At 57.6% G+C, this 21693-nt stretch carries 19 protein-coding genes; 6 read left to right on the forward strand and 13 right to left on the reverse strand.

Features of this window, described 5'->3' with window-relative positions; genetic code table 11:
• Positions 1 to 2 precede the first annotated feature (2 nt).
• From AC1MDT_RS13035 to AC1MDT_RS13055, 5 genes are all read right to left on the reverse strand, one after another.
• A complete protein-coding gene (locus tag AC1MDT_RS13035) occupies positions 3 to 2606 on the reverse strand; it encodes a putative mucin/carbohydrate-binding domain-containing protein (protein WP_480422391.1) in 2604 nt (867 codons plus the stop codon).
• A gap of 204 nt (positions 2607 to 2810) precedes the next feature.
• A complete protein-coding gene (locus AC1MDT_RS13040; RefSeq protein ID WP_480422392.1) occupies positions 2811 to 3251 on the reverse strand; it encodes a carboxymuconolactone decarboxylase family protein in 441 nt (146 codons plus the stop codon).
• Between the two features lie 119 nt (positions 3252 to 3370).
• A complete protein-coding gene (locus AC1MDT_RS13045) occupies positions 3371 to 4813 on the reverse strand; it encodes a mechanosensitive ion channel domain-containing protein (protein ID WP_480422394.1) in 1443 nt (480 codons plus the stop codon).
• Positions 4814 to 4936: 123 nt separating this feature from the next.
• Positions 4937 to 5563: an isochorismate family cysteine hydrolase YcaC gene (gene ycaC, locus AC1MDT_RS13050; protein WP_480422396.1), complete on the reverse strand. Its 627-nt coding sequence runs from the start codon at positions 5561 to 5563 to the stop codon at positions 4937 to 4939.
• Positions 5564 to 5690: 127 nt separating this feature from the next.
• Complete coding sequence (locus tag AC1MDT_RS13055) at positions 5691 to 6557, reverse strand: pirin family protein (RefSeq protein WP_480422398.1); 867 nt, start codon at positions 6555 to 6557, stop codon at positions 5691 to 5693.
• Between the two features lie 105 nt (positions 6558 to 6662).
• On the opposite strand from AC1MDT_RS13055, the gene AC1MDT_RS13060 reads away from it, so the two are divergent.
• Entirely contained in the window at positions 6663 to 7571 is a 909-nt protein-coding gene (locus AC1MDT_RS13060; RefSeq protein ID WP_480422400.1) for a LysR substrate-binding domain-containing protein, read from the forward strand.
• A gap of 273 nt (positions 7572 to 7844) precedes the next feature.
• Positions 7845 to 8648 carry a 2,5-didehydrogluconate reductase DkgB gene (gene dkgB, locus AC1MDT_RS13065; RefSeq protein ID WP_480422402.1) on the forward strand — a complete coding sequence of 268 codons (804 nt, stop codon included), beginning with the start codon at positions 7845 to 7847 and terminating at the stop codon, positions 8646 to 8648.
• 3 nt (positions 8649 to 8651) lie between these two features.
• On the opposite strand, the gene AC1MDT_RS13070 is transcribed toward dkgB, so the two are convergent.
• The 3 genes from AC1MDT_RS13070 to AC1MDT_RS13080 form a co-directional block, all read right to left on the reverse strand.
• Entirely contained in the window at positions 8652 to 11876 is a 3225-nt protein-coding gene (locus AC1MDT_RS13070; RefSeq protein WP_480422403.1) for a transporter substrate-binding domain-containing protein, read from the reverse strand.
• 12 nt (positions 11877 to 11888) lie between these two features.
• Positions 11889 to 12515 (reverse strand): response regulator, encoded by a 627-nt coding sequence (locus AC1MDT_RS13075; protein WP_480422405.1) that lies wholly within the window; start codon positions 12513 to 12515, stop codon positions 11889 to 11891.
• Between the two features lie 110 nt (positions 12516 to 12625).
• Positions 12626 to 13039 (reverse strand): PleD family two-component system response regulator, encoded by a 414-nt coding sequence (locus tag AC1MDT_RS13080; protein WP_480422407.1) that lies wholly within the window; start codon positions 13037 to 13039, stop codon positions 12626 to 12628.
• Between the two features lie 273 nt (positions 13040 to 13312).
• Between AC1MDT_RS13080 and AC1MDT_RS13085 the strand changes: the two genes are divergently transcribed.
• Both AC1MDT_RS13085 and AC1MDT_RS13090 read left to right on the forward strand, forming a co-directional pair.
• Entirely contained in the window at positions 13313 to 13447 is a 135-nt protein-coding gene (locus AC1MDT_RS13085) for a hypothetical protein (protein WP_480422409.1), read from the forward strand.
• Positions 13440 to 15266: a glycoside hydrolase family 15 protein gene (locus tag AC1MDT_RS13090; RefSeq protein WP_480422411.1), complete on the forward strand. Its 1827-nt coding sequence runs from the start codon at positions 13440 to 13442 to the stop codon at positions 15264 to 15266. Before AC1MDT_RS13085 ends, AC1MDT_RS13090 begins: the two co-directional genes overlap by 8 nt.
• Positions 15267 to 15374: 108 nt before the next feature.
• Here AC1MDT_RS13090 and AC1MDT_RS13095 read toward each other — a convergent pair whose 3' ends face one another.
• Entirely contained in the window at positions 15375 to 16376 is a 1002-nt protein-coding gene (locus AC1MDT_RS13095) for a GlxA family transcriptional regulator (RefSeq protein WP_480422413.1), read from the reverse strand.
• Positions 16377 to 16466: 90 nt separating this feature from the next.
• Between AC1MDT_RS13095 and inhA the strand changes: the two genes are divergently transcribed.
• Complete coding sequence (gene inhA / locus AC1MDT_RS13100; RefSeq protein WP_480422415.1) at positions 16467 to 17150, forward strand: isonitrile hydratase; 684 nt, start codon at positions 16467 to 16469, stop codon at positions 17148 to 17150.
• A gap of 383 nt (positions 17151 to 17533) precedes the next feature.
• On the opposite strand, the gene AC1MDT_RS13105 is transcribed toward inhA, so the two are convergent.
• Positions 17534 to 18022: an SRPBCC family protein gene (locus AC1MDT_RS13105; protein ID WP_480422416.1), complete on the reverse strand. Its 489-nt coding sequence runs from the start codon at positions 18020 to 18022 to the stop codon at positions 17534 to 17536.
• A 195-nt stretch (positions 18023 to 18217) separates the two neighbouring features.
• On the opposite strand from AC1MDT_RS13105, the gene AC1MDT_RS13110 reads away from it, so the two are divergent.
• Entirely contained in the window at positions 18218 to 18619 is a 402-nt protein-coding gene (locus tag AC1MDT_RS13110; RefSeq protein ID WP_480422418.1) for a lysozyme inhibitor LprI family protein, read from the forward strand.
• 140 nt (positions 18620 to 18759) lie between these two features.
• Here the strand turns inward: AC1MDT_RS13110 and peaD are convergent, their stop codons facing one another.
• From peaD to peaB, 3 genes are read right to left on the reverse strand one after another with little or no spacing between them, the layout of a single operon-like run.
• Complete coding sequence (gene peaD, locus AC1MDT_RS13115; RefSeq protein WP_480422419.1) at positions 18760 to 19878, reverse strand: quinohemoprotein amine dehydrogenase subunit beta; 1119 nt, start codon at positions 19876 to 19878, stop codon at positions 18760 to 18762.
• Between the two features lie 38 nt (positions 19879 to 19916).
• Positions 19917 to 20240 carry a quinohemoprotein amine dehydrogenase subunit gamma gene (gene qhpC, locus AC1MDT_RS13120; protein ID WP_081352493.1) on the reverse strand — a complete coding sequence of 108 codons (324 nt, stop codon included), beginning with the start codon at positions 20238 to 20240 and terminating at the stop codon, positions 19917 to 19919.
• A 1-nt stretch (position 20241) separates the two neighbouring features.
• Positions 20242 to 21672, reverse strand: a complete 1431-nt coding sequence (peaB, locus tag AC1MDT_RS13125; protein ID WP_480422420.1) for a quinohemoprotein amine dehydrogenase maturation protein — start codon at positions 21670 to 21672, stop codon at positions 20242 to 20244.
• Positions 21673 to 21693 lie beyond the last annotated feature (21 nt).

Genomic DNA, 21693 nt, shown 5'->3' on the forward strand with positions numbered 1-21693 from the left:
CCTTATTCCTCTATCAAGGATTCATTATTTGTCGTTGGCCAATAACTAGCGAAGTTAACACCTAAAATGAAATCGTACATAAGATGCTGGACGCGCCCCGCGGGAAATATTTTCTGATAGCTTTCATTGACAATCCAGCTACGGCTGGGCTCTCTATGCATAACACTCACTGTACATCCAAGTACAAGAGGTAATTGCACGTGACTCGCTTCAGCCAAGACATCCCCGCGAAGTTCACGCAGATAAAGCACCTCACCTTCCTTGGACTTCACCATGACAGAGACATAAACCGAAGAAAAATACTCATGAGGAGTGCCAGCAGAAAAACTGATGTCAATTTTTTGGGTCTGAAGATCAATCCTTACAGACCCTACGGTTCGTCCGGCGTTGCCTTGGAAGTGCCACGTAAACTTGCTACCCAAGGCTGAGCGATCAACTTTTGGTCGAGAGAACTCAACCGTACGATAACGCTCAAATAACTCACTACGAACGGGCTCGGCGAATGCATTGATCGCGCGACGCATGTCATATTTCAACGGAAACCCATCATGTAGTACAAGATGAGGGGATTGCTCGAAAATCGCTGCACACTTATCAATTTCAGCTTTTAAATTTTCACCTGCATCAGTAACCAAACTAATATTCACCAGCCCCTGATCAGTCACTTTCAAACGATTGATCTCTGCATCTGTGTCAATCACTGCCGACGCCAATTTGTTAGATATACTCAAGCGCGATGGTTCTTTATGCAGAATTTCGATAACAAAGTTCGTGCCGATCGAAATTTTTTCGGAGAACAACTCAGTTTTATCGCCCAGCATGCTTCGAAAAAACACAACGGCACCCTGCGCATTCCTTATTGTCACTTCCGCATACACCTGACTTTGAAAATGGCTATGCGGCGACGTGCTTACAACATCAACAAATAGGTGTCCATTCGAAGTGCTAACATCAAGCTTACAAAAAACACCATACAACCCACCCAGCATCACAGTTTGGTCAGTCAAGACACTTGCAACTTTCCTCTCATAGACAATTTGAAAAGTAGGATTATTGTCTTTAATCGTCACATAATGACTGACGGGCAGATAACTCCCATCGTCCGGGGAGGGTAATTGCAATGCATAAACGCCCACAGGTAAATCATGAACAACCACCAATGTGCCTGTAATCTTCACGATCCTGGCCGCCCCCCGTCCACCTCTCAACATGAAGCTTTTGCCAGCAATTTTAGGATAAATAGAACTATCAAAACCGAAAGACTTACTCCTCTTTAAACCAGTAACGGCAAGTTGAGTGCAACTGACCAAATCCAACGGACTCCTCAACCCCAGCAACACTTGAACCTGCTTGAGATCGCTCTCAGGTACCAGTAAATACAGCGGGTAAAATGGGTTAGCATTACTATAAGAATTTTCAACAACCTGCCGTGCAGTAAGTGACGCTTTTGTAAACTCCATAAACGCGGAAACATCGACATTGGCGACATCAATAGTGACACGACTCAGAAAATCCATTGTCGGAAGGTCTACAACTCGAAAGCCTGGCTCATTACTAACTCGACGATAGCGCTTATGAAATTCTATAATAGATCGGTCACCCGCACGCGCAAAGATCAACAGTAAAAAATATAAAGTTAATCCTAAATCCTTGCCAACGGTTCCATTATCAAATCCCGCCTTGGCTAACCTATAGGTTGTTTCCTCGCCACCACTATATAACCAACCAAATTGATAAACCTCCTCCCCCAACACCTTGCTTTGGTAACTTGCCGCAAACAAATTATTCCAGACTTCGCTCAGATTAATCGTACTATTGTCTCTGAACGAACCTTCATAGCCATGACCAATCTCATGAATACTCCCCCAATTAGTACCTTTGATATCCAGCCAGAATTCTGCAACCGAATCTGAGGTTACCGCAGTCGCCCTCCATCCATAATAAGCAGCGCCAGCCCCCGATTTGTCAGCCTTCATAAAATAACGATTGGGTATGTTTTTATCGGTTGGCACCGTTGAATCGAATGAAAGCCCGGCAAGGTAATTGAAGTGCTCGAAAATACCAGCGTAATAATCAGTCAGACTTTCCAGCCCAGACACCTGATGCAACGCTTTCAACGCTGCTTTATCTTTAGCCGGAATCAGGATTTTCGCGTAAGTTGAATCAAACAGCGCGTATTCAGCATCCAACGAATCCCAGGTATAAAAAAACAAATCAGCATTCCCCCCCGCTTTATAAAGAGGCAGAAATTTCCAATCACCTTCTATTTCCACTTCGATACTAATATGTTCACGTGCACGCTCGGTATAAGGCGTTGTAAAAAAAGGGACGGAAGGAACGTTCGAAATAAGTTCCTGCCAAGCAGTAGTTACCTCCTGCTGAAATTCTGTTTTCGAATCGTTGTTCAACAGATGCAGTATTGACCCCATTCCCGATGCAGGGAAAGACTGACGAAATCGAATCTTCACGCCCGCAGAGAGAACGGCGCCCAGGGTATAACGATCATGGTGGATACCTTTGCCCATGCCCGAATTCATCAACCAGTCAGGTCTCTCAAGACTGTAAAAAGTGTGAACAAGGGAGGTGTGCTGTTCTTTGTCAGCCATTTCAATAACTCCGGCACTAATGATTGAAGTACCGGAGAGCTTAGGGTTAGCAAATACCCCCCTGTAACTGTCATAAGTAACAGTCCGCTAGACTATTTACTTATAAGTCGGTCCGAATTGATCAACATCTGCCAAGAGGCGGCGATGGTGCCCCTGATGCGAAAAGTGCAACCACCGGCCGCGCCGTCAGCGGACGCTCACTGATCAGGCTTGAGGCATTTTGCGAAAACCAATCGCCAGGCGGTTCCAGGCGTTGATGGTGGAGATGGCCACGGTCAGGTCGATCATTTCCTTGGGGCTGAACTGAGCGATGGCAAATTCGTAGTCTTCATCCGGCGCATGAGTCTGGCTCACCAGCGTCATGGATTCGGTCCAGGCCAGGGCGGCGCGTTCACGGTCGGTAAAGAACGGGGCTTCACGCCACGCCGTCACAGCGAACAGACGACGCGGGGTTTCCCCGCCCTTGATGGCATCGGCGGTGTGCATGTCGATGCAGAAGGCGCAGCCGTTGATTTGCGACGCGCGCAGCTTGACCAGTTCGATGAGGGTCTTTTCCAGCGGCAGCTTCGAGACTGCAGTTTCCAGGGCAATCATGGCTTTGAGAGCGTCTGGGGAAGCGGTGTAGAAATCGATACGAGGTTTCATGGTGTGTTCCAGGGCAAGTGGGTGTGCAGATAAGGTAGCCTCACGACTGACTGACACAAATAGCCAATATTTCAGAAGTCGAGGAGGCCAATGGGAGAGCGGCCATCCACCGAAAACCGCTAAGCCCTGTTACGCAACCACTGCAGAAACCCCTTCTTCTCCACCACCTTCGGCACTTCCTGCATCAACGTCTGCGCCTTGTTCAAGCGGAAATCCAGCAACGCCTTCATCGCTTCGCCGATGTCATGCCGCGCATCCAGGCAGGGTCTTAGGTAGTCTTTTTCGATTCGGTACAGGCTGCAAGACGTCTTGGCGCTGAAGTCCGCCGGCAGCGCCGTCTCCGACAATATCCCGCCCTCGCCGATCACCTCACCCGGCCCCATGCGCGCGGTTTCTAACTTGACGCCGCCACGGCTCAGCGTGACCGACACCACGCCCGATTCGATGATGAATAAATGATCGCTGACGTCCCCCGCCGGCAAGATCATTTCACCCGCGCGAAATTGTTGCAGGGTCATGTGCTGGCTGAAGGTTTCTTTCTCTTCCTGACGCAGCGTCGAGAAGATGGCCGAACTCTCCAGCAACGCCCGTGGCCGTGACAGACCACCAGGTGCAGTGGGTTCGACGCTCGACAACAGGCTCACACCGGACGCCTGCAAATGCCGGAACGCCAGGTCGAATAGCTGATTACGGACCATGCGTTTCTGATCCATCGAGACCACGAAGCCACTGATTTCGTACTCCACGCCGTCAGCGCTGGAGCCTTTCAGGGCGACGCACGGCGCCGGTTTGGCCAACAGGTATCGGCAACCCTCCATCGCCCGTTCCAGCGCATCGATCACCGTTTGCGGGCGCGCGTGCGGGCTCAATTGCAGGCTGATCGACACGCCGAAAATATCGCTCGGGCGACTGAAGTTGATGATCTTGGCCTTGGCCGCCAACGAGTTGGGAATCACCGCCATGCTGCCCTGGGAGGTTTGCAGGCGTGTGGCGCGCCAGTCGATATCGGTGACCCGGCCTTCAGTGCCGTCGATGGAGATCCAGTCATCCAGTAGATAGGGTTTGGTGGTATTGAGGACGATCCCCGAAAACACGTCGCTGAGGGTACTTTGCAGCGCCAGGCCGACGATGATCGCCAGGGCGCCGGAGGTTGCCAGCACGCCTCTGACCGGCAGATCGAGCACATACGCCAGGGCCGCGATGATCGCGATCAGGAAAATCACCGCGCCGAGCAAGTCCTGCAACAATCGCCCGGTGTGCCCGACCCGCTGCATCATCGCTGCGCCAATCAGCACCGTCAGTGTTCGCGCGCCGAACAGCCACCAGGCAATCTGCAAACCGGTGGCGGCCAGGTGCAACGGCACATTGTCGGCCCACGGTGCCGGCTCCAGCGGGTTCAGGCCTTCGTTGAACAGCAGCATGCTGTACAACGAAAAAATCAACAGCCGTACGACCAGCTTCCAGTTGCTGCCATTGGCACTGATCAAGCGCCATAAACCAAGATCGATCAGGATCAGGAGCAACGCGCAGATCAACGGATGATCGGTGAGCAACGACAGCATCGAGCAACTCCAGCAAGGTATGGAAATAATACTGTAGGAGCGAGCTTGCTCGCGATGGTGGGTCAGTCGACATCAATGTAGCTGATACACCATCGCGAGCAAGCTCGCTCCTACAAGGGTTCCTTACTTGCTGTTGGTCAGGGCGTTGTAGCTGGTAAACAGGTTGCGGTAGTCCGGGATGTGGTTGGAGAAGAGCGTGCCCAGGCCTTCCACGTCGTTACGCCAATCGCGATGCAGTTCACACGCCAGGCCGAACCAGGTCATCAATTGCGCGCCGGAGGCCGACATGCGATCCCAGGCCGATTGACGGGTCAGCTCGTTGAAAGTGCCGGAAGCGTCAGTCACCACGAACACGTCGAAGCCTTCGGCCAGTGCCGACAGCGCCGGGAATGCCACGCACACTTCGGTCACGACGCCGGCGATGATCAGTTGTTTTTTGCCGGTGGCTTTGATCGCCTTGACGAAGTCTTCGTTGTCCCAGGCGTTGATCTGGCCAGGACGGGCGATGTAAGGCGCCTCCGGAAACAATGCCTTGAGCTCAGGCACCAGCGGGCCGTTGGGGCCGGTTTCGAAACTGGTGGTCAGAATAGTTGGCAACTTGAAGTACTTGGCGAGGTCAGCCAGCGCCAGCACGTTATTTTTGAAACGATCCGGTTCGATGTCGCGTACCAGCGACAGCAGGCCCGCTTGATGGTCCACCAACAGAACGGCGGCGTTATCCTTGTCGAGACGTTTGTAGGAAGTAGTCATGGGAGTAATCCTCGCTTTTAATCGATACCGAACTGGCCGGCGTGAGCAAACCTGACATTTCGTTAAACCGCAGCCAAGCAAGCGTAGTCACCCAAGCCCGGCACGCCACAGCATTGCAACAATCAATTCAACCGCTCATCTGGCCGAAGCGGCCGGATTGGAAGTCGACAAAAGCCTGGTGAATCTCTTGCTCGCTGTTCATCACAAACGGGCCGTGGCCGACGATCGGTTCGTCGATCGGCTCGCCGCTGAGCAGCAACACCACGGCGTCGCTATTGGCTTCAAGACTGAGCTGATGGCCATTACGCTCGAACAACGCCAACTGCCCTTCGCGCACCAGTTCCAGGCCGTTGACCTGCACCGTGCCACGCAAGACCACCAGCGCCGTGTTACGACCTTCATGCAGATCCAGGGTCAGCAATTTGCCGCCATTGAGGCGCAGATCCCAGACGTCAATCGGGGTAAACGTGCGCGCCGGGCCGGTATGACCGTCAAACTCACCGGCGATCAATCGCAGGCTGCCGGCCTTGTCCTTGAGCGCGATGTTCGGGATATCGCCATCGACAATCGTCTGGTAACCGGCGTCGGCCATTTTGTCCTTGGCCGGAAGGTTGACCCATAGCTGCACCATTTCCAGGGTGCCGCCGCTTTTGGCGAAGCCTTGCGAGTGAAACTCTTCATGCAGGATCCCCGAGGCGGCGGTCATCCACTGCACGTCACCCGGGCCGATCTTGCCGCCGCTGCCGGTGGAGTCGCGGTGTTCCAGCTCACCCTTGTAAACGATGGTCACTGTTTCGAAACCACGGTGCGGATGCTGACCCACGCCACGACGCTCAGTGGTCGGGGTGAATTCAGCAGGACCGGCGTGATCGAGCAGCAGAAACGGGCTGATGTGTTTGCCCAGGTTGTCGTAGGAAAACAGCGTGCGAACCGGAAAACCGTCGCCGACCCAATGGGTCCGTGGACTGGTGTAGATGCCGATGATGTTTTTCATGCTTGCCTCCGAATCAGGTGTTTGACGCGATGGACAAAGCTTAAAACCGAACCCTTTGGTGCGCTAGACTGCAAAAAACAGTCATAGCGTTCTATTTGGAGAACGATGATGGAAGACCTGAACACCCTCTACTACTTCACCCAAGTGGTGGAGCACAGTGGTTTTGCCGCCGCCGGGCGAGCGCTGGACATGCCCAAATCGAAGCTGAGCCGGCGCATCGCCGAGCTCGAAGAGCGTCTTGGCGTGCGCCTGCTGCACCGCACCAGCCGGCATTGTTCACTGACGGAAATCGGCCAGGCTTATTACCAGCGCTGCCTGGCCATGCGGGTGGAAGCGGAAAGTGCCGCCGAACTGATCGAACGTAACCGCTCCGAGCCCCAGGGGCTGGTTCGGATCAGTTGCCCGACGGCGCTGCTGAACTCCTGGGTCGGGCCGATGCTGACCCGCTACCTGCTCAAGTACCCGTTGGTGGAGATGTTCATTGAAAGCACCAACCGCCGGGTCGACCTGATTCACGAAGGTTTCGACATCGCCCTGCGGGTGCGCTTTCCGCCACTGGAAAACACCGACATGGTGATGAAGGTACTGGGCAACAGCACCCAGTGCCTGGTGAGCAGCCCGGCGTTTGTGCCACGGCTGTCATCACCGGCCTCCCCGGCCGACCTCAGCGGTTTGCCGAGCGTGCACTGGGGTGCGGCGCAGCGTGAATATCAGTGGGAGTTGTTCGGCGCGGACGGCGCCAGCGCGGTGATTCGACACGCGCCGCGCATGGTCACCGATGACCTGTTGGCGTTGCGGCAGGCGGTGCTCGCCGGAATCGGCATCGCCCACCTGCCCAGCGTCGTGGTGCGCGATGACATCAGTGCCGGACGCCTGGTGGAACTGGTGCCAGGCTGGGCGCCGAAATGCGGAATCGTCCACGCGATCTTCCCCTCGCGCCGTGGGTTGCTGCCGTCAGTGCGAGCGTTGATCGACTTTTTGGGTGAGGAGTTCAGCCATGCCGACATTGCTTGAGGGATCGGCGGTTGTAAGCGAATGACCGAGGCGCGGCCATCGCGAGCAAGCTCGCTCCCACAGAGGTTGTGGGTGGACACAGAATGTGTGGGCAGCGTCAATCATTGTGGGAGCGAGCTTGCTCGCGATGAGGCCCGTTCAAACACCACCAATGCCCCAAACCGCTACCGATTCATGACTTGCGGTAAACAGTGCTTTGCCGTCCCAGCGGTTTTTCCCAAGGATGCAGACGCGGATACTCCTGCCTATTCCCACTGCCCCCAGGAGTCATCAATGTCTGTTCCCGCATTCGGTCTCGGTACTTTTCGCTTGCAAGGCCAGGTGGTCATCGACTCGGTGAGCACTGGCCTGGAGCTGGGTTACCGGGTGATCGATACCGCGCAAATCTATGAGAATGAAGCCGAGGTCGGCGAGGCCATTGCCGCCAGCGGTATTGCCCGCGAAGACCTGTTTATCACCAGCAAAATCTGGGTTGCCAACCTCGCCAAGGATCGCCTGATCGACAGCCTCAAAGAGAGCCTGCGCAAACTGCAGACCGACTACCTGGACCTGACCCTGATTCACTGGCCGTCTCCGGAAGATCAGGTGCCGGTCGCAGACTTCATGGGCGCCCTGCTCGACGCCAGGCGACTGGGCCTGACCCGGCAGATCGGCGTGTCCAATTTCACTATTGACCTGATGCAACAGGCGATGGCCGCCGTCGGCACCGAGAACATCGCCACCCACCAGATCGAACTGCACCCGTACCTGCAAAACCGCAAAGTTGTCGAGTTCGCGCAGCGCCACGGCATCCCGATCACCTCTTACATGACACTGGCTTACGGCGAAGTGCTGAAAGACCCGGTGATCCAGCGAATCGCCAATCGCCTGCAGACGACACCGGCGCAAGTCACCCTGGCCTGGGCCATGCAACAGGGTTACGCCGTGATCCCCTCCTCGACCAAACGCGCCAATCTCGCCAGCAACCTGAACGCCTGCGCGTTGACGTTGAGCGACGCCGACATGGCGTTGATCGCCGGCCTTGATCGCGGTCAGCGGTTGACCAGCCCCAAAGGTATCGCCCCGAACTGGGACTGAATGTCAGCCCTGTTCAAGGCTTTGGTCCAGGCGCGTCATGGCGTGTTGCAAGTGATCGACGGCTTCGTCGATCAACGCCGCGCGGCCCTCGCGGCAAGCACGTTCAAGCTGCTCGCAACACTCAATCAGATTGAGCGCCCGAACCATGCGCGCGCCGCCCTTGATGCGGTGCGCCAGGTCTTGCAGGTCACGACGATTGGCACCGGCGTGTGCGACGAGCAGTTGCTGGCGATCCTCCCGGTTCGTCACCGCCAGGTCGCGCAACAACTCATTGATCAGCGTTCGGTCCGTGCCCACGTATTGCTCCAGACCGCTCAAATCGATCTCGGCATTTGAGGGCGCTTCACCCTTCCCTGCCGATTCACTCACAAACCTCGACGCCAACCAGCCACTCAGGTCCGCCAGCCGGATCGGTTTGAACAGGCAATCGTCCATCCCCGCCTCCAGGCAACGGATCTTTTCCTCGGGCTGTGCATTGGCGGTAAAACCCAGGATCAATGTCGGCGGTGATCCATCGAAGTGCTCGGCATCGCGGATCGCACCCGCCAGTTCATAACCACTGACCACCGGCATGTTGCAGTCAGTGATGACCAAATCGCACACCTGATCACGCCACAGCGCCAAACCGCGCGCGCCATCCTCAGCCTCCCGCACACGATGCCCCAGATAACTCAGCTGTCGTGAGAGCAACAATCGATTGGCCGGGTAATCGTCGACCACCAGAATCGTCAGCGACCGAGTGGGTCGTTGCTTTGCGCTGTCCATGCACGCGGTGAAGGGCAACGGTTGCAACGCCACCAGATCGAGGCTGATGTGTACCTGGGTGCCCTGCCCCAAAACGCTGTCGAGCTGCAACCGGCCGCCCATCATTTCGCAGAGCGAGCGGCTGATCACCAGCCCCAGGCCGGAACCATTGCGAGCAGCCTGCTGGCCGGCGACGGCCTGCACGAACGGACTGAACAGTCGCTGCTGATCGACCACACTGATACCGACGCCGCTGTCGGCAATGCAGACGCTGACGACCAGATGCCCCGATAAACCGGGGGCTACCCGCAGTGTCAGGCTCACCTCACCGTCACGGGTGAACTTGATCGCATTGCTCAACAGATTGGACAACACCTGCTTGAAGCGCGTGGGATCGATCAACACGTCGCAGTCGCTGAGTTCGTCCAGTTCGACCCGCCATTGCAGATGCTTCTCCCGAGCCAGACCTTCAAAAACCCGGCTCACCGACTCGACCAACGCCCGCAAATTGGCGCGCTCGGGTGTCAGCGATAAATGACCGGCTTCGATTCGCGCGATGTCCAGGATGTCGCCGATCAACGCCAGCAACTGCTGCCCGGCATTGGAGGCCACCTCGATGGCGGAGCGGTCGGTGACGCCCTCTTCCGCGCGCTTGAGTGCCAGTCCGAGCATGCCCAGCAGGGCGTTCATGGGCGTGCGGATCTCATGGCTCATGATCGCCAGAAACGTCGTCTTCGCGCGGTTGGCCTCGTCGGCGGCGTCCTTGGCGTCCTGCAATTGCCTGAGCCACTGCTGGCGCTGGTGAATCTGTCGACGCTGCCAGGCGATCCAGCTCAACGCCAGTAGCAGCAACGCTGCCGCAGCGGCGAATCCCTGGAGAATTCCCTGGCGATGCCGCAGCCAATAGCTGTCATCCACCACGACATCATTGCTCCAGCGGGCCACCAACTCATCCATCTCCTGGGGCGAAATGCTTAGCAACGCTTTGTTCAGAATCGAGTGCAATTCCAGCGCACCGGGGGCGGTGGCCAGGGTGATCCGCGCCGGTTCATCGCCCACGGTACTGGTGATTCGCAGGCGGTCGCGGTAATGCCGGGCGATCTGGTAATGCGTCATGAACAATGAGCTGAGCGCGGCATCGGCCTGCCCCTTCATCACCCATTCAAGGCCCTGGCCGAGGCTGTCCACGTCCACGATCCGCACATTCGGCGCCCGCGTCTGAATGAACTCGCGCATGGGGTGGCTGTGATAGATCGCCAAACGTTTACCGGCCAGATCGTCCAGGGTCTTCGGGCTGCCAGGGGTGTTGGCGCTCACCAGTACAAATGGATTGCTCAAGTAAGCGCGGGTGAAACGCATCTGCGCTTCGCCTTCGAGACTGGGGATGATCGCCGGCACGACATCGATCTCACCGACCTTGAGGCGCTGAATTTGCTGGTCCAGGGCGTTGCCCCGTTGCACCTCGAAGTTCAAACCGCTGCGCTGGCTGATCAGGCTCAGCAACTGTGCCGTCAGTCCGCTGAACCGGCCTTGAGCATCATAGAAACTCAGCGGCGCAAAGTTCTCGACGGCCCCGACGATCACGCGCGGATGCCGATCCAGCCAGCGCTGTTCACTGGCGCTCAGGCTCACTCGCTGCTGACCCGCCATCGTCGCCCGGCCGGCACTCCAGCGCTGCTCGATGGCCAGGCGCTGGTCCATGGGAATCGCCGCCAAGGCCATGTCGACCATGCGCTTGAGGCGCGTATTGCCCGAGGCCAAGGCAAAGCCGAACGGGTTGGCGTCCAGGCCGGACGGCCCCACCAGGTGAACGTTGTTGAGGTAGTTGTTGTTGATCAGGTAGTTGGCGCTGATCAGGTCCCCGAGGTACACGTCATCCTGCCCGAACGCCACGGCCCCGAGTGCTTCCAGCGTTGAGGCGTAGCGCTGCAGGCTGGCGTCGGGATAAAAGGCTTCGACGGTCGCCGCCGGCAGATAATCATCGACCATGGCGATGCGTTTACCCGCCAGATCCACAGGTATCTGTTCGTCCTGTTGGGTGACCAGCATCGGCTGATCTTCGGCGTAGGCACTGGATCGACTCAGTGCGGGATCGGCCGCCTCGAAGTTGTTGGACGTGCCCAACAGGTCGACCTCATTGCGCTTGAGCGCCTCCATGACCGCATCGCGCGTGCGGTAGCGCAGCACCTCGATCCTGACGTGCAGCAGCTCCGCCACCAGCGCGGCATAGTCTGCGGTGATGCCTTCCAGCTCATCGCGGTTGCGCGTGATCTCGAACGGCGGATAGTCCGGCCCCGAGACCCCGAGGCGCAAGACCTGCTTGTCACGCAGCCATTGCCAGTCTTTACTCTCCAGCTGGACCTGATAGCCCGCCACCGAAGAACGTCCCAGCAAGTGCAGTTGCAACTGCAACGGTTCGTCAGCGATCGCCACCGACGGCCCCAGTATCCAAAACAGCCATAGAGCCCACAAACAATCACGCATGGTCAGGCTCGCTCAGATCAGATGATTGCGCTTGGCAAAATCGCGCAAGTGCACGGATGAATCCACGTTGAGCTTTTCTATCAATCGGGTCTTATAGGTACTGACGGTCTTGTGACTCAGGTGCATGACCTCGGCAATGGCCTTGTTATTGATGCCCCGGGCCAGATGCTGAAAGATCGCCAGCTCGCGGTCGGAGAGCAGGTCGATCATCTGTTTTTCGCTGCGTTGCAGTGTGCTCAGCGACACCGACGCCGAGGGCAACTGGACGAAATAGCTATAACCGGCCATGACCGCCTGCACGGCTTTGTTCAAATGCTCCAGATCGTTGGTCTTGGAAACGAACGCCGCGGCACCGGCGCGCATGCACCGATCCTGATAAAACATCGGCTCCTGAGAGGTGAACACCAGGACTCGGCACGCCACGCCACTGGCCTGAATCCGTGCCAGCACATCGAGCCCATCGAGTGAGGGCATGACCAGGTCCAGCACTACCAGGTCCGGTTTTTGTTCACGCATCATCGGCAACACCTCATTGCCGGTGGAAGCCTCGTGAATGCGTTTGAACCCCTCCTGTTTAAGCAATATTTTGACAGCAGCGCGAACCACCGGATGATCGTCCGCTATCAATGCTGACTTCATGGCAACTCCCTGTGCAAAGGCACGACAATCGGGCAATGAAAGCCCATGGGCCAGGCCCGGGTTAGACGCAGCGGCTGCGCTGAGACTGTTGCATGGAAATCCGCCTGCAACTACCTGACAGAAGTGACAGTGCCGACGAACGGTAGCAGAGGATCGATCAGCGTCATCCGCCGCTGGAGGGACGATAGATCAGGCAGCAGTGCATGGCTTATTTGAACCGTCTGTTGAACACCGGCGGGGATTGGCGACAACGTCGCCGACCGGTCGTTGTAGATCAACGCGTGACGAACCTGGCGGTTATCGCGCAAGTAACCCGACAGGTCCAACGCCCCCGCCGCCATCTCGGCATTGATAACCACCAGATCGAACGGCTCGCTGCCGTATTCGATCAGGGTCAATAGCTCTTCCAGACTGTGCACCGGCGCTATCCGGTAGTAGCCGAGTTGATTGAACAGGCGCTCAATCTTCATGCGGTAAAAATGCTGCTCGTCGGCGATCAGGATACGTAAGGTTTTGTTCGACAACGTGCCCCCCAGAAGGGTGTCAGATTCGTGAGGGCGCAAGGCTACGGAAGACCCGCCGGGCTTTATGTAGGACTTTTCCTAAAAAACCAGACGCATCCTCCGCTGACCGGACGACTTCACTCCCACAGTGGGACTGCATTCGCAGGACAAATGTGGGAGCGAGCCTGCTCGCGAAGAGGCCGGCACCCGTCACCTGACCGCTGCGCACAAATGAACTCTCTGCGGCTCAAACCGGTCAGCTGATTAGGCCCTCGCCTCAAGGCGCTAACGCTCATGCAGATTTCCCTCGACCAACAAGTTGCCCTGATCACTGGCGCCCGCTCCGGCATTGGCGCAGAAGCCGACGTCGAACGGTTGTACGTCGACGGCGGCATGAGCCTCTATCCGGAGTTTCGCGGCAATGGCTGATCATCATCCCGAACGACAAAGTGCCATCGAAGCCCACGGCATCATCGGTGACATGCGCAGTGCGGCACTGGTCAATGACAAGGGCAGCGTGGATTTTTTCTGCTGGCCGGAGTTCGACAGTCCTTCGATTTTTTGCTCGCTGCTGGACACCCCCGAGGCCGGCATTTTCCAACTCTCTCCCGATTTGCCAGACGCCCGTCGCGAACAGATTTACCTGCCGGACACCAACGTGCTGCAAACCCGCTGGCTCAGTGAGCGCGCGGTGGTCGAAGTCACTGACCTGCTGCCCATCGGCGACAGCGAGGACGACTTGCCGATGCTGATGCGCCGGGTGCGGGTGGTCAGCGGTCAAGCGACGTTTCACCTGCGTTGTGCCGTGCGTCATGACTACGCTCGCGCCAAGACCCGCGCGCGGATGGATAAAAAAGACGTGGTTTTCGAGGCCACTGATCAACCGTCCCTGCGCCTGTCTTCAGATCAGGTTTTACGGATTGACGGCCATGCAGCAGTCACCGAATTCACCCTTGTACAGGACCAGAGCGCCCAATTCCTGCTCGGCGGCCTGGACGACCCGCGCTTTCAGGAGGGCGCCGCCGCGCTGTGCCTGGAACGCACGCTGAAGTTCTGGCGTGACTGGAGCGGGCAGTCCAGCTATCGCGGCCGCTGGCGGGAAATGGTCAACCGCTCAGCCCTTGCGTTGAAGCTTTTGACGTCGCGCAAACACGGTGCAATCCTCGCCGCCGCGACCTTCGGCCTGCCGGAAACACCCGGCGGTGTGCGCAACTGGGACTATCGCTACACCTGGATCCGTGACGCCTCGTTCACCGTCTACGCCTTCATGCGCCTGGGTTTCGTCCAGGAAGCCAACGATTTCATGCGCTGGCTGCGCGGGCGCGTCAGCGATAGCCACGGCCATTCCATGAAACTCAACATTCTCTATGCCATCGACGGCCGCCAGAACCTGCCGGAAACCGAACTCTCGCACCTGTCCGGGCATGGCGGCGCAACACCGGTGCGCATCGGCAATCAGGCTTACGATCAGGTCCAGCTCGACATCTTCGGCGAGCTGTTGGACGCGGTGTACCTGGTCAACAAGTACGGTGAAGCCATTTCCCATGAAGGCTGGAAACACACCGTGGAAGTGGTCGATCAGGTCTGCGAAACCTGGCAGCAACCGGACGTCGGCATCTGGGAAATGCGCGGTGAGCAGCATCACTTCCTGCACTCGCGGCTAATGTGCTGGGTCGCCGTGGACCGGGCCATTCGCCTCGCCTCCAAACGCTCGCTGCCCGCCCCGTTCGCCCGCTGGGACCAGACCCGTCAGGCGATTTACGCCGACATCTGGGAGAACTTCTGGAACGAAGAACACGGGCATTTCGTCCAGTACAAGGGCGGTACCACCCTCGACGGTTCGATGCTGCTGATGCCGCTGGTGCGCTTTGTCAGTGCCAAGGACCCGCGCTGGCTCGCAACCCTCGAATCCATCGAAAAAAACCTGGTGCGTGCTGGCATGGTTTACCGCTACCACAACGACGACGTCCAGATCGATGGCCTCGAAGGCACCGAAGGGGCGTTTGCCGCGTGCTCGTTCTGGTATGTCGAATGTCTGGCCCGGGCAGGCCAGGTGGAAAAGGCCCTCCTGGAATTTGAACAGTTGCTGAGGTACGCCAACCCGCTGGGGTTGTACGCCGAAGAACTCGACAGCCATGCGCGACATCTGGGCAATACCCCACAAGCACTGACGCACCTGGCGCTGATCAGCGCGGCGTGTTTTCTGGATCGAAGATTGAGTGTCGAGAAGAGTGTCTGGCAGCCTTGAGACCGAGTTGCCTATATCGTCGGATTGCCGCCCGGAGCAAGCTCGCTCCCACATTGGGTTTTCTGTGGGAGCGAGCTTGCTCCGGGCGGCGATCCGACGATGGAGCCATCAGCCAACCCTAAGACTGACAGACAGGACTGTATCTGTTTGAGTGCTGACCGAAAACCGTTCGCGGTAGGCTTGTGGTGTTACGCCCATGGCCCGCAAAAAACTGCGTCGAAGGGTCTCTTCGCTGCCAAACCCGCATTGCACGGCAACACGCTTGATCGGCACGCCCGTATCGCTGAGCAACCGTCGGGCCGTCTCGACCCGAATCAGCTCAATGGCCCGTGCCGGCGTTTGTCCGGTGTCGGCGCGATAGTGACGAACGAAGCTGCGCTCGCTCATGCCCGCCTGTAACGCCAGGGTCGGAATGCCTAAATCCATGGTGAGATTTTCGCTGATCCAGGCGTGAAGTTCGTCAAAACGGTTGCCTTCGTTCTGCAAGGACAAGGTCACGCTGAATTGCGATTGCCCACCCGGCCGCTTGAGAAATACCACCAGTTGTCGGGCAACGTCCAACGCCAGGGAGCGACCGAGATCTTCCTCGACCATCGCCAGCGCCAGATCAATACCGGCAGTGACGCCGGCCGACGTCCAGACCGGACCGTCATTGATAAAAATCGGATTGGGTTCGACCCGCAATCGCGGATGCATCGCAGCCAACTGCTCACATCGGGTCCAGTGAGTGACCACCCGACGGCCATCGAGCCAGCCACTGGCCGCCAGCAAAAACGCCCCGGTGCACACCGATGACACTCGCCTGCATCCCGTCGCATGCTCACGCACCCAGGCCACCAGCGTGGCGTCTTCCGCCGCTGCGTAAACGCCCCAGCCGCCGGCAATGATCAAAGTATCGCTTGCCTGGTCGGGCAATGGCTCGGCCAACAACGCCAACCCCGCCGAGGACATGACCGCCCCGCCACCGCTGGCAATCACCGACGGTGCATAGGGCGGCGGCAATCCTTGCTGGCGAGCAATGTCGTTAGCTGAAGCGAACACTTGCAACGGCCCGGTGACGTCGAGCAGTTGCACGTTGGCAAAGGCGAGCACGTGAATGGTTTTAGGCATGTTGGCGTAATTCGTGGGGTGATTGGCGTATGCGCCAGATCCTACGAGCCTACAGTCAAGCCGTCCACCCACTTCATGAGAAAAGATGCCATGACGTTGCAGATCGGTTTTCTGTTGTTTCCACAGGTTCAGCAACTGGACCTGACTGGCCCCTACGACGTGCTGGCCTCGCTGCCGGATGTGAAGGTGCATTTGATCTGGAAGGATTTGGTGCCCGTCACTTCAAGCACGGGACTGATGCTGAAACCGAGCACTACCTTCGACGATTGCCCGGCGCTGGATGTGATCTGCATTCCCGGAGGGAGTGGCGTCGGGCCGTTGATGGAGGATGACGAGACACTGGCGTTCATCAAGGCTCAAGCCGCCAACGCGCGTTATGTCACTTCCGTTTGTACCGGCGCACTGGTGCTCGGCGCGGCAGGGTTGCTCAAGGGCAAACGCGCCACCACTCACTGGGCTTATCACGCCCTGCTTAAGCCACTGGGGGCGATTGCGGTCAAGGATCGAGTGGTGCGTGACGGCAATCTGTTGACCGGGGGCGGGATCACCGCCGGGATCGATTTTGCCCTGACATTGGCCGCTGAATTGTTCGATAAGGACACGGCGCAGTTGGTGCAATTGCAACTGGAATACGCCCCGGCGCCGCCGTTTGCTTCGGGCAGCCCGGAAACCGCGCCAGCGTCGGTGCTGGAAGAAGCCAATCGGCGTTCAGCGCAGTCGTTGCAGCAGCGGACGTTGATTACTGAGCGGGTGGCAGCAACACTTGAGCGGTAGAAGATCAATGTGTGGGAGATTCTATGTGGACCGGGAGTGTAGGAGCGAGCTTGCTCGCGATGGACTTGAGAGCAACGCGTTTATTCAGGAAGAACGCGTTATCGTTAACGTCCTTCGCGAGCAGGCTCGCTCCCACAGGGTCGATTTTTCAGCAGGCGAAAAAAAACCCGCCAGAGGCGGGTTTTTCCCAAGACCATGTCGACTCCCTGTCGGTAGCGAATCCTTGCTGATGGTCGATCGTCCGTGATCCTGAAGCGCTTCCTGTGCTTCAGTTGATGGGGCTAGATTACGCATCGGATCCAATTCGCAATAGGCGATATAGTTACTACGACGTGTAAGACATTCGCCATAGCAGCCCTTCCGAAAACCCTTAGAAGCAAGCTTCAGCGCCCCTGATGCTCCCGTGCCTTGGCGCTAATTTTCAAAAACTCTTCAATATTGCTCATCTGCTCATCCCAACCGCGACTGTCCATGCGGAACGCCTTGAGTCGGCGCGCTTGGGGAACGTGGTCGAAACCGGACTCGGTGACCTTCAGCAAGGTGCCGTTATCCATGTCTTCGAGCTCGAACAACACCAGGGTGGTGGGTTCCTGTGAGTAGTCAACGTCGGGCTCAACCGCGTACGGGTGCCAGCGAAACGAAAATACCCGCTCCGGCTCAACCCGTTCCACCCGCACATTCCACAGCAAGTGCTCATAACCGGGGTACGTAATTTGCCCTTGAGTCCATTCACCGGCGACAAAACGCTTGCCTTCCAGTGCCACGCCAAACCACTGCCCGAACGCTTCGGCATTGGCCAGCACCCGCCAGACCTGCGCGCGGGGCGCTTTGAGCAGGATTTTCCTTTCGATGCGATCTGATGCTGGGTTCATAGGTCACCTCCTGTAATGAACAGTAGGCCTGTAAGACCACAAGACCCACCCTAAAGTTGTATCAATTGGGTGTCGCGATCAACCCTGTCTAAAATATTCGTCTGTATTTGCGAGTATAAGTTCTGGCTTGAAGGTGTGGGGCCGCAGCTCTTGGTTAACCTGCACGTCAACTTTTCCTGTCACAGCGAGAATCCCATGTCCCCACGCTTTCTTCTGGCGCTGACGCCTTTGCTGTTCACCGCCTGGGCCCATGCCGTGGACTGCGACAGCGCCACCGATCAGAGCACAATGAATCAATGCGCGGCGCAACAAAGCGAAGTGGCCGATAAGGAGCTGAATGCGCACTATCAGCAGATCACCGCGCGTTTGAAGGATAGCCCCGATAGTAAGAAGCTGATGGTCAGCGCGCAGCGAGCGTGGGTGGCGTTTCGGGATGCCGAGTGCACGTTCTCGGCGTCGGGGGTAGAGGGTGGGAGTGTGTATCCACTGATTTACAGCCATTGCATGGCTGAATTGACCAAGGCGCGGGTGGAGACTTTCAAAAAATATTTGAAGTGTCAGGAGGGGGATTTGAGTTGCCCGGTGCCCGGGCAGTAATGACTCGATTGTTTTCAAAGGCCTCATCGCGAGCAAGCTCGCTCCCACAGTGGATCTCCAGTGTGATCACTATTGTGTGAACATCACTGAACCCTGTGGGAGCGAGCTTGCTCGCGATGGCGTCATTTCAGGCGCCGCTGCTACCGGACAAACACCTGCGCCGTGGTAATCGCCATATCCCCACCCGGCATTTTGATGCTGCCGATCTGTTTCAGGCTGTCGGCATCAAAGACCGCCACATCGTTAAACGTCCCGGCCAGGTAGATCTTGCTACCGTCCTTGTTAAACGAAATACAGTAGTAGGAATGATCCAGCGTCGCCGCCTGCAGCATTTTCTTCTGTTTAATGTCGTACTTGGCCAGGCGATTGAGCACGCCGAACATCAAGTTCGGATCCTTGGGTGAACGCATGCCGCTGAAGTAGATTTCCGTCAGAGGGCCGAAGTCAGTGGTTTCGGTCTTGCCGGTTTTCAGGTCGATGCTGAACAGCCCATAGAGGTACTCGGCGGTCAACGGGTCCTGCTTCTTGTCCTTGAATTTGGCCGCGGTGTAGAGCAGCGAGAAATCATGGCGATAGGTCTGCTGGTTCCACACGTAGAGCACGTCCGGCGCGCTGTAGTTCGGGCGTTTCCAGTGACGGCTGGGGATCAACACGTCGAACTTGCCGGTTTTCACATTGACCTTGTAGACATCCGCCCCCGCCACATACAGCGTGCCGTCGTCACCGCTCTGCATGATGGTCAGCTGCCGGGGTGCCGGAAAACTGCGCACGGGTTTGGCATCCATGCCGGCGTCGGTGGCGTACACGTCAAGCCGAGGCTGCTGCACTTCGTAGCGGTCATTGAGCATCAACGTCGGGTTGGCGATGGCGAACAGTTCCTTGGCATCATGACTGAGGGTGAAGGCGAACATCGACCTCGCTTTCTCCCCCGGTTTCTGCGTGATGCTGGCGTGGAACACCTGCTTGCAGCTGTCCAGTTCGACGCCGTAGATATCCGCGTAGTGATTGTTGAGCACGTAAGCGGTTTTACGGTCCGGCGACAACTGGACGGTGCCGGGACCGAAAGCGTCCGGCATCTTGCAGGTCTTGACCACGGTGTCGGTGGCAAGGTCGATGACGTTCAGGTTGTTCGGGTAATTGGTGGTCAACATGTACTCGTGACCGTCTTGCAGTGCTGTATTTTCATCGGCCAGTACCGTGAGCGAAAACGTGCTCAGGACGGCGAATGCGGCCAGGCCGCAGGCTTTGATGCTGTGCATGCTGGAATCCTTTTATCTGTTCCACTTTTTTCTACGGGCTATTTGTCTTTTGGAAAGACAGTCCCGAGGTTGCGCCAGCTTTCGTTGGACGCCTGGGCATCCTTGTTCCAGTCCGGGTAGGTGCTCATCATGTCGGGCACCTGGGCCGGCCACCAGCAAGGGTCGGAGCAACCGTACAGGTCCGCCTCCATCGGCTGGCAGAGCGACGACACACCGCCAAACGCATCGATCTCCCAACCCGGGTCAGTGGTTGAGGCGCAGCCCGCGACGGAGCTCATCGCCACCACTTCTTCAATACGGTTTTCGGCCGCAGCTTCATCGAGTTTCAACGCTTTGTTATTGATTGCCTTGAGATGTTTCATATCAGTGAGCCTTGCGCGGAGTGATGTAGCTGCTGATAAACGCAGGGTTGTGGGCCATGATCCGGGTGTAGACCTCGACGCCGAAATCGACCCAGTCACGCATCAGTTCGCAGTAGTGATAGGTCGGGTGGGTCGGGTCGCCGTAACGGGCGTAGCTCTCGTGGTAGCAACCGCCGGAGCAGAGGTTGCGGATCTGGCAGTCCTCGCAACCGGTATTGGTACGGTCCAGGCGTTGGGACAGGAAGTCATTCAACTCCACCTGTTTCACACCACTGTGGACGTTGCCGAAGGTCGGCAGCGACGAACCGGTGAAGCGGTGGCACAGGTTCAGTTCGCCTTTGTGGTCCACCGCCAGCATCTTTAGGCCCGCGCCGCACGGCAGGGCTTTTTTGTGGCCTTCGTGAATGTCGGTGATCAACTGGTGCAGGTTGGAGAAACCGATGTTGCGGTGCTCCAGCGCGGCTTCCAGGTAACGACGGCCGAGCTTCTTCATGTTGGCGAAGACTTCGATCAGCTCGTCACTGGACAGGTTGAAGGTGCTGATGTCACCGGAGGTCACCGGGGCAAATCCGACTTCGGCAAACCCCAGTTCGTTGAACAGGTGATCCCAGATGGTTTCGACGTCGGTGACGCCCGTGGTCAGGGTCACCCGCGCGCCCACCGGACGACTGTTGTAGCGCGACAGCAGCATCTCGGCCTTGCGTCGCACCACGTCATAGGTACCCTGCCCGCCCACGGTGATGCGGTTGCGGTCGTGCACGGTTTTCGGCCCGTCAATGCTGACGGAGAGCCCGAAGCGGTGGGCATTCAGGTAGTCCACGGTTTCTTCGGTGAGCAACGTGGCGTTGGTGGTCATGACGAACTCGACAAACTTGCCCGCCTCGCGGAAACGCTTCTCGCAATAGTCGACCATGTATTCGATCAGCTTGCGATTGCTCAGCGGTTCACCACCGAAGAACACCACGGTGAAACGCTCCTCATCCGGGGATTCGCGCAGCAGCATTTCCACCGAGGCGACCGCCGTTTCGACGTCCATTTTCTTGCCGGCGGACGGCTTGTCGAGGTCTTCCTTGTAGCAGTACGTGCAGCTCAGATTGCAGCCGGTGTTGACGTTGAGCACCACAGTGTTGATTGCGGTGCGCTCGACCCGTTTGGTGCCGATGTCCGGGGTCAGCGGCGAGCCGTCGCTGACCAGTTCCAGGGCCATCAGCTCACGCAGGGTCTCAGTGATTTCTTCGCCGTTGAAGCGTGCGGCCAAGCGCTGGATCAGGTCGTCCGATGTGCAACCGGGACCGCGCAAGGTATCGATGATGGTGCCCGTCAGCTCGTCGCTGGCGAACAGCGAACTGCTGGGAATGTGAAACAGCATGCGGTCGGCGTCGACGTGCACTTCGTGCAGGTTCCGTTCGACCAGATTCAAAATAGCGCCCATTGCAACCTCCTGTGCAAACCC

The sequence above is a fragment of the Pseudomonas sp. ASL7 genome, assembly GCF_056680375.1.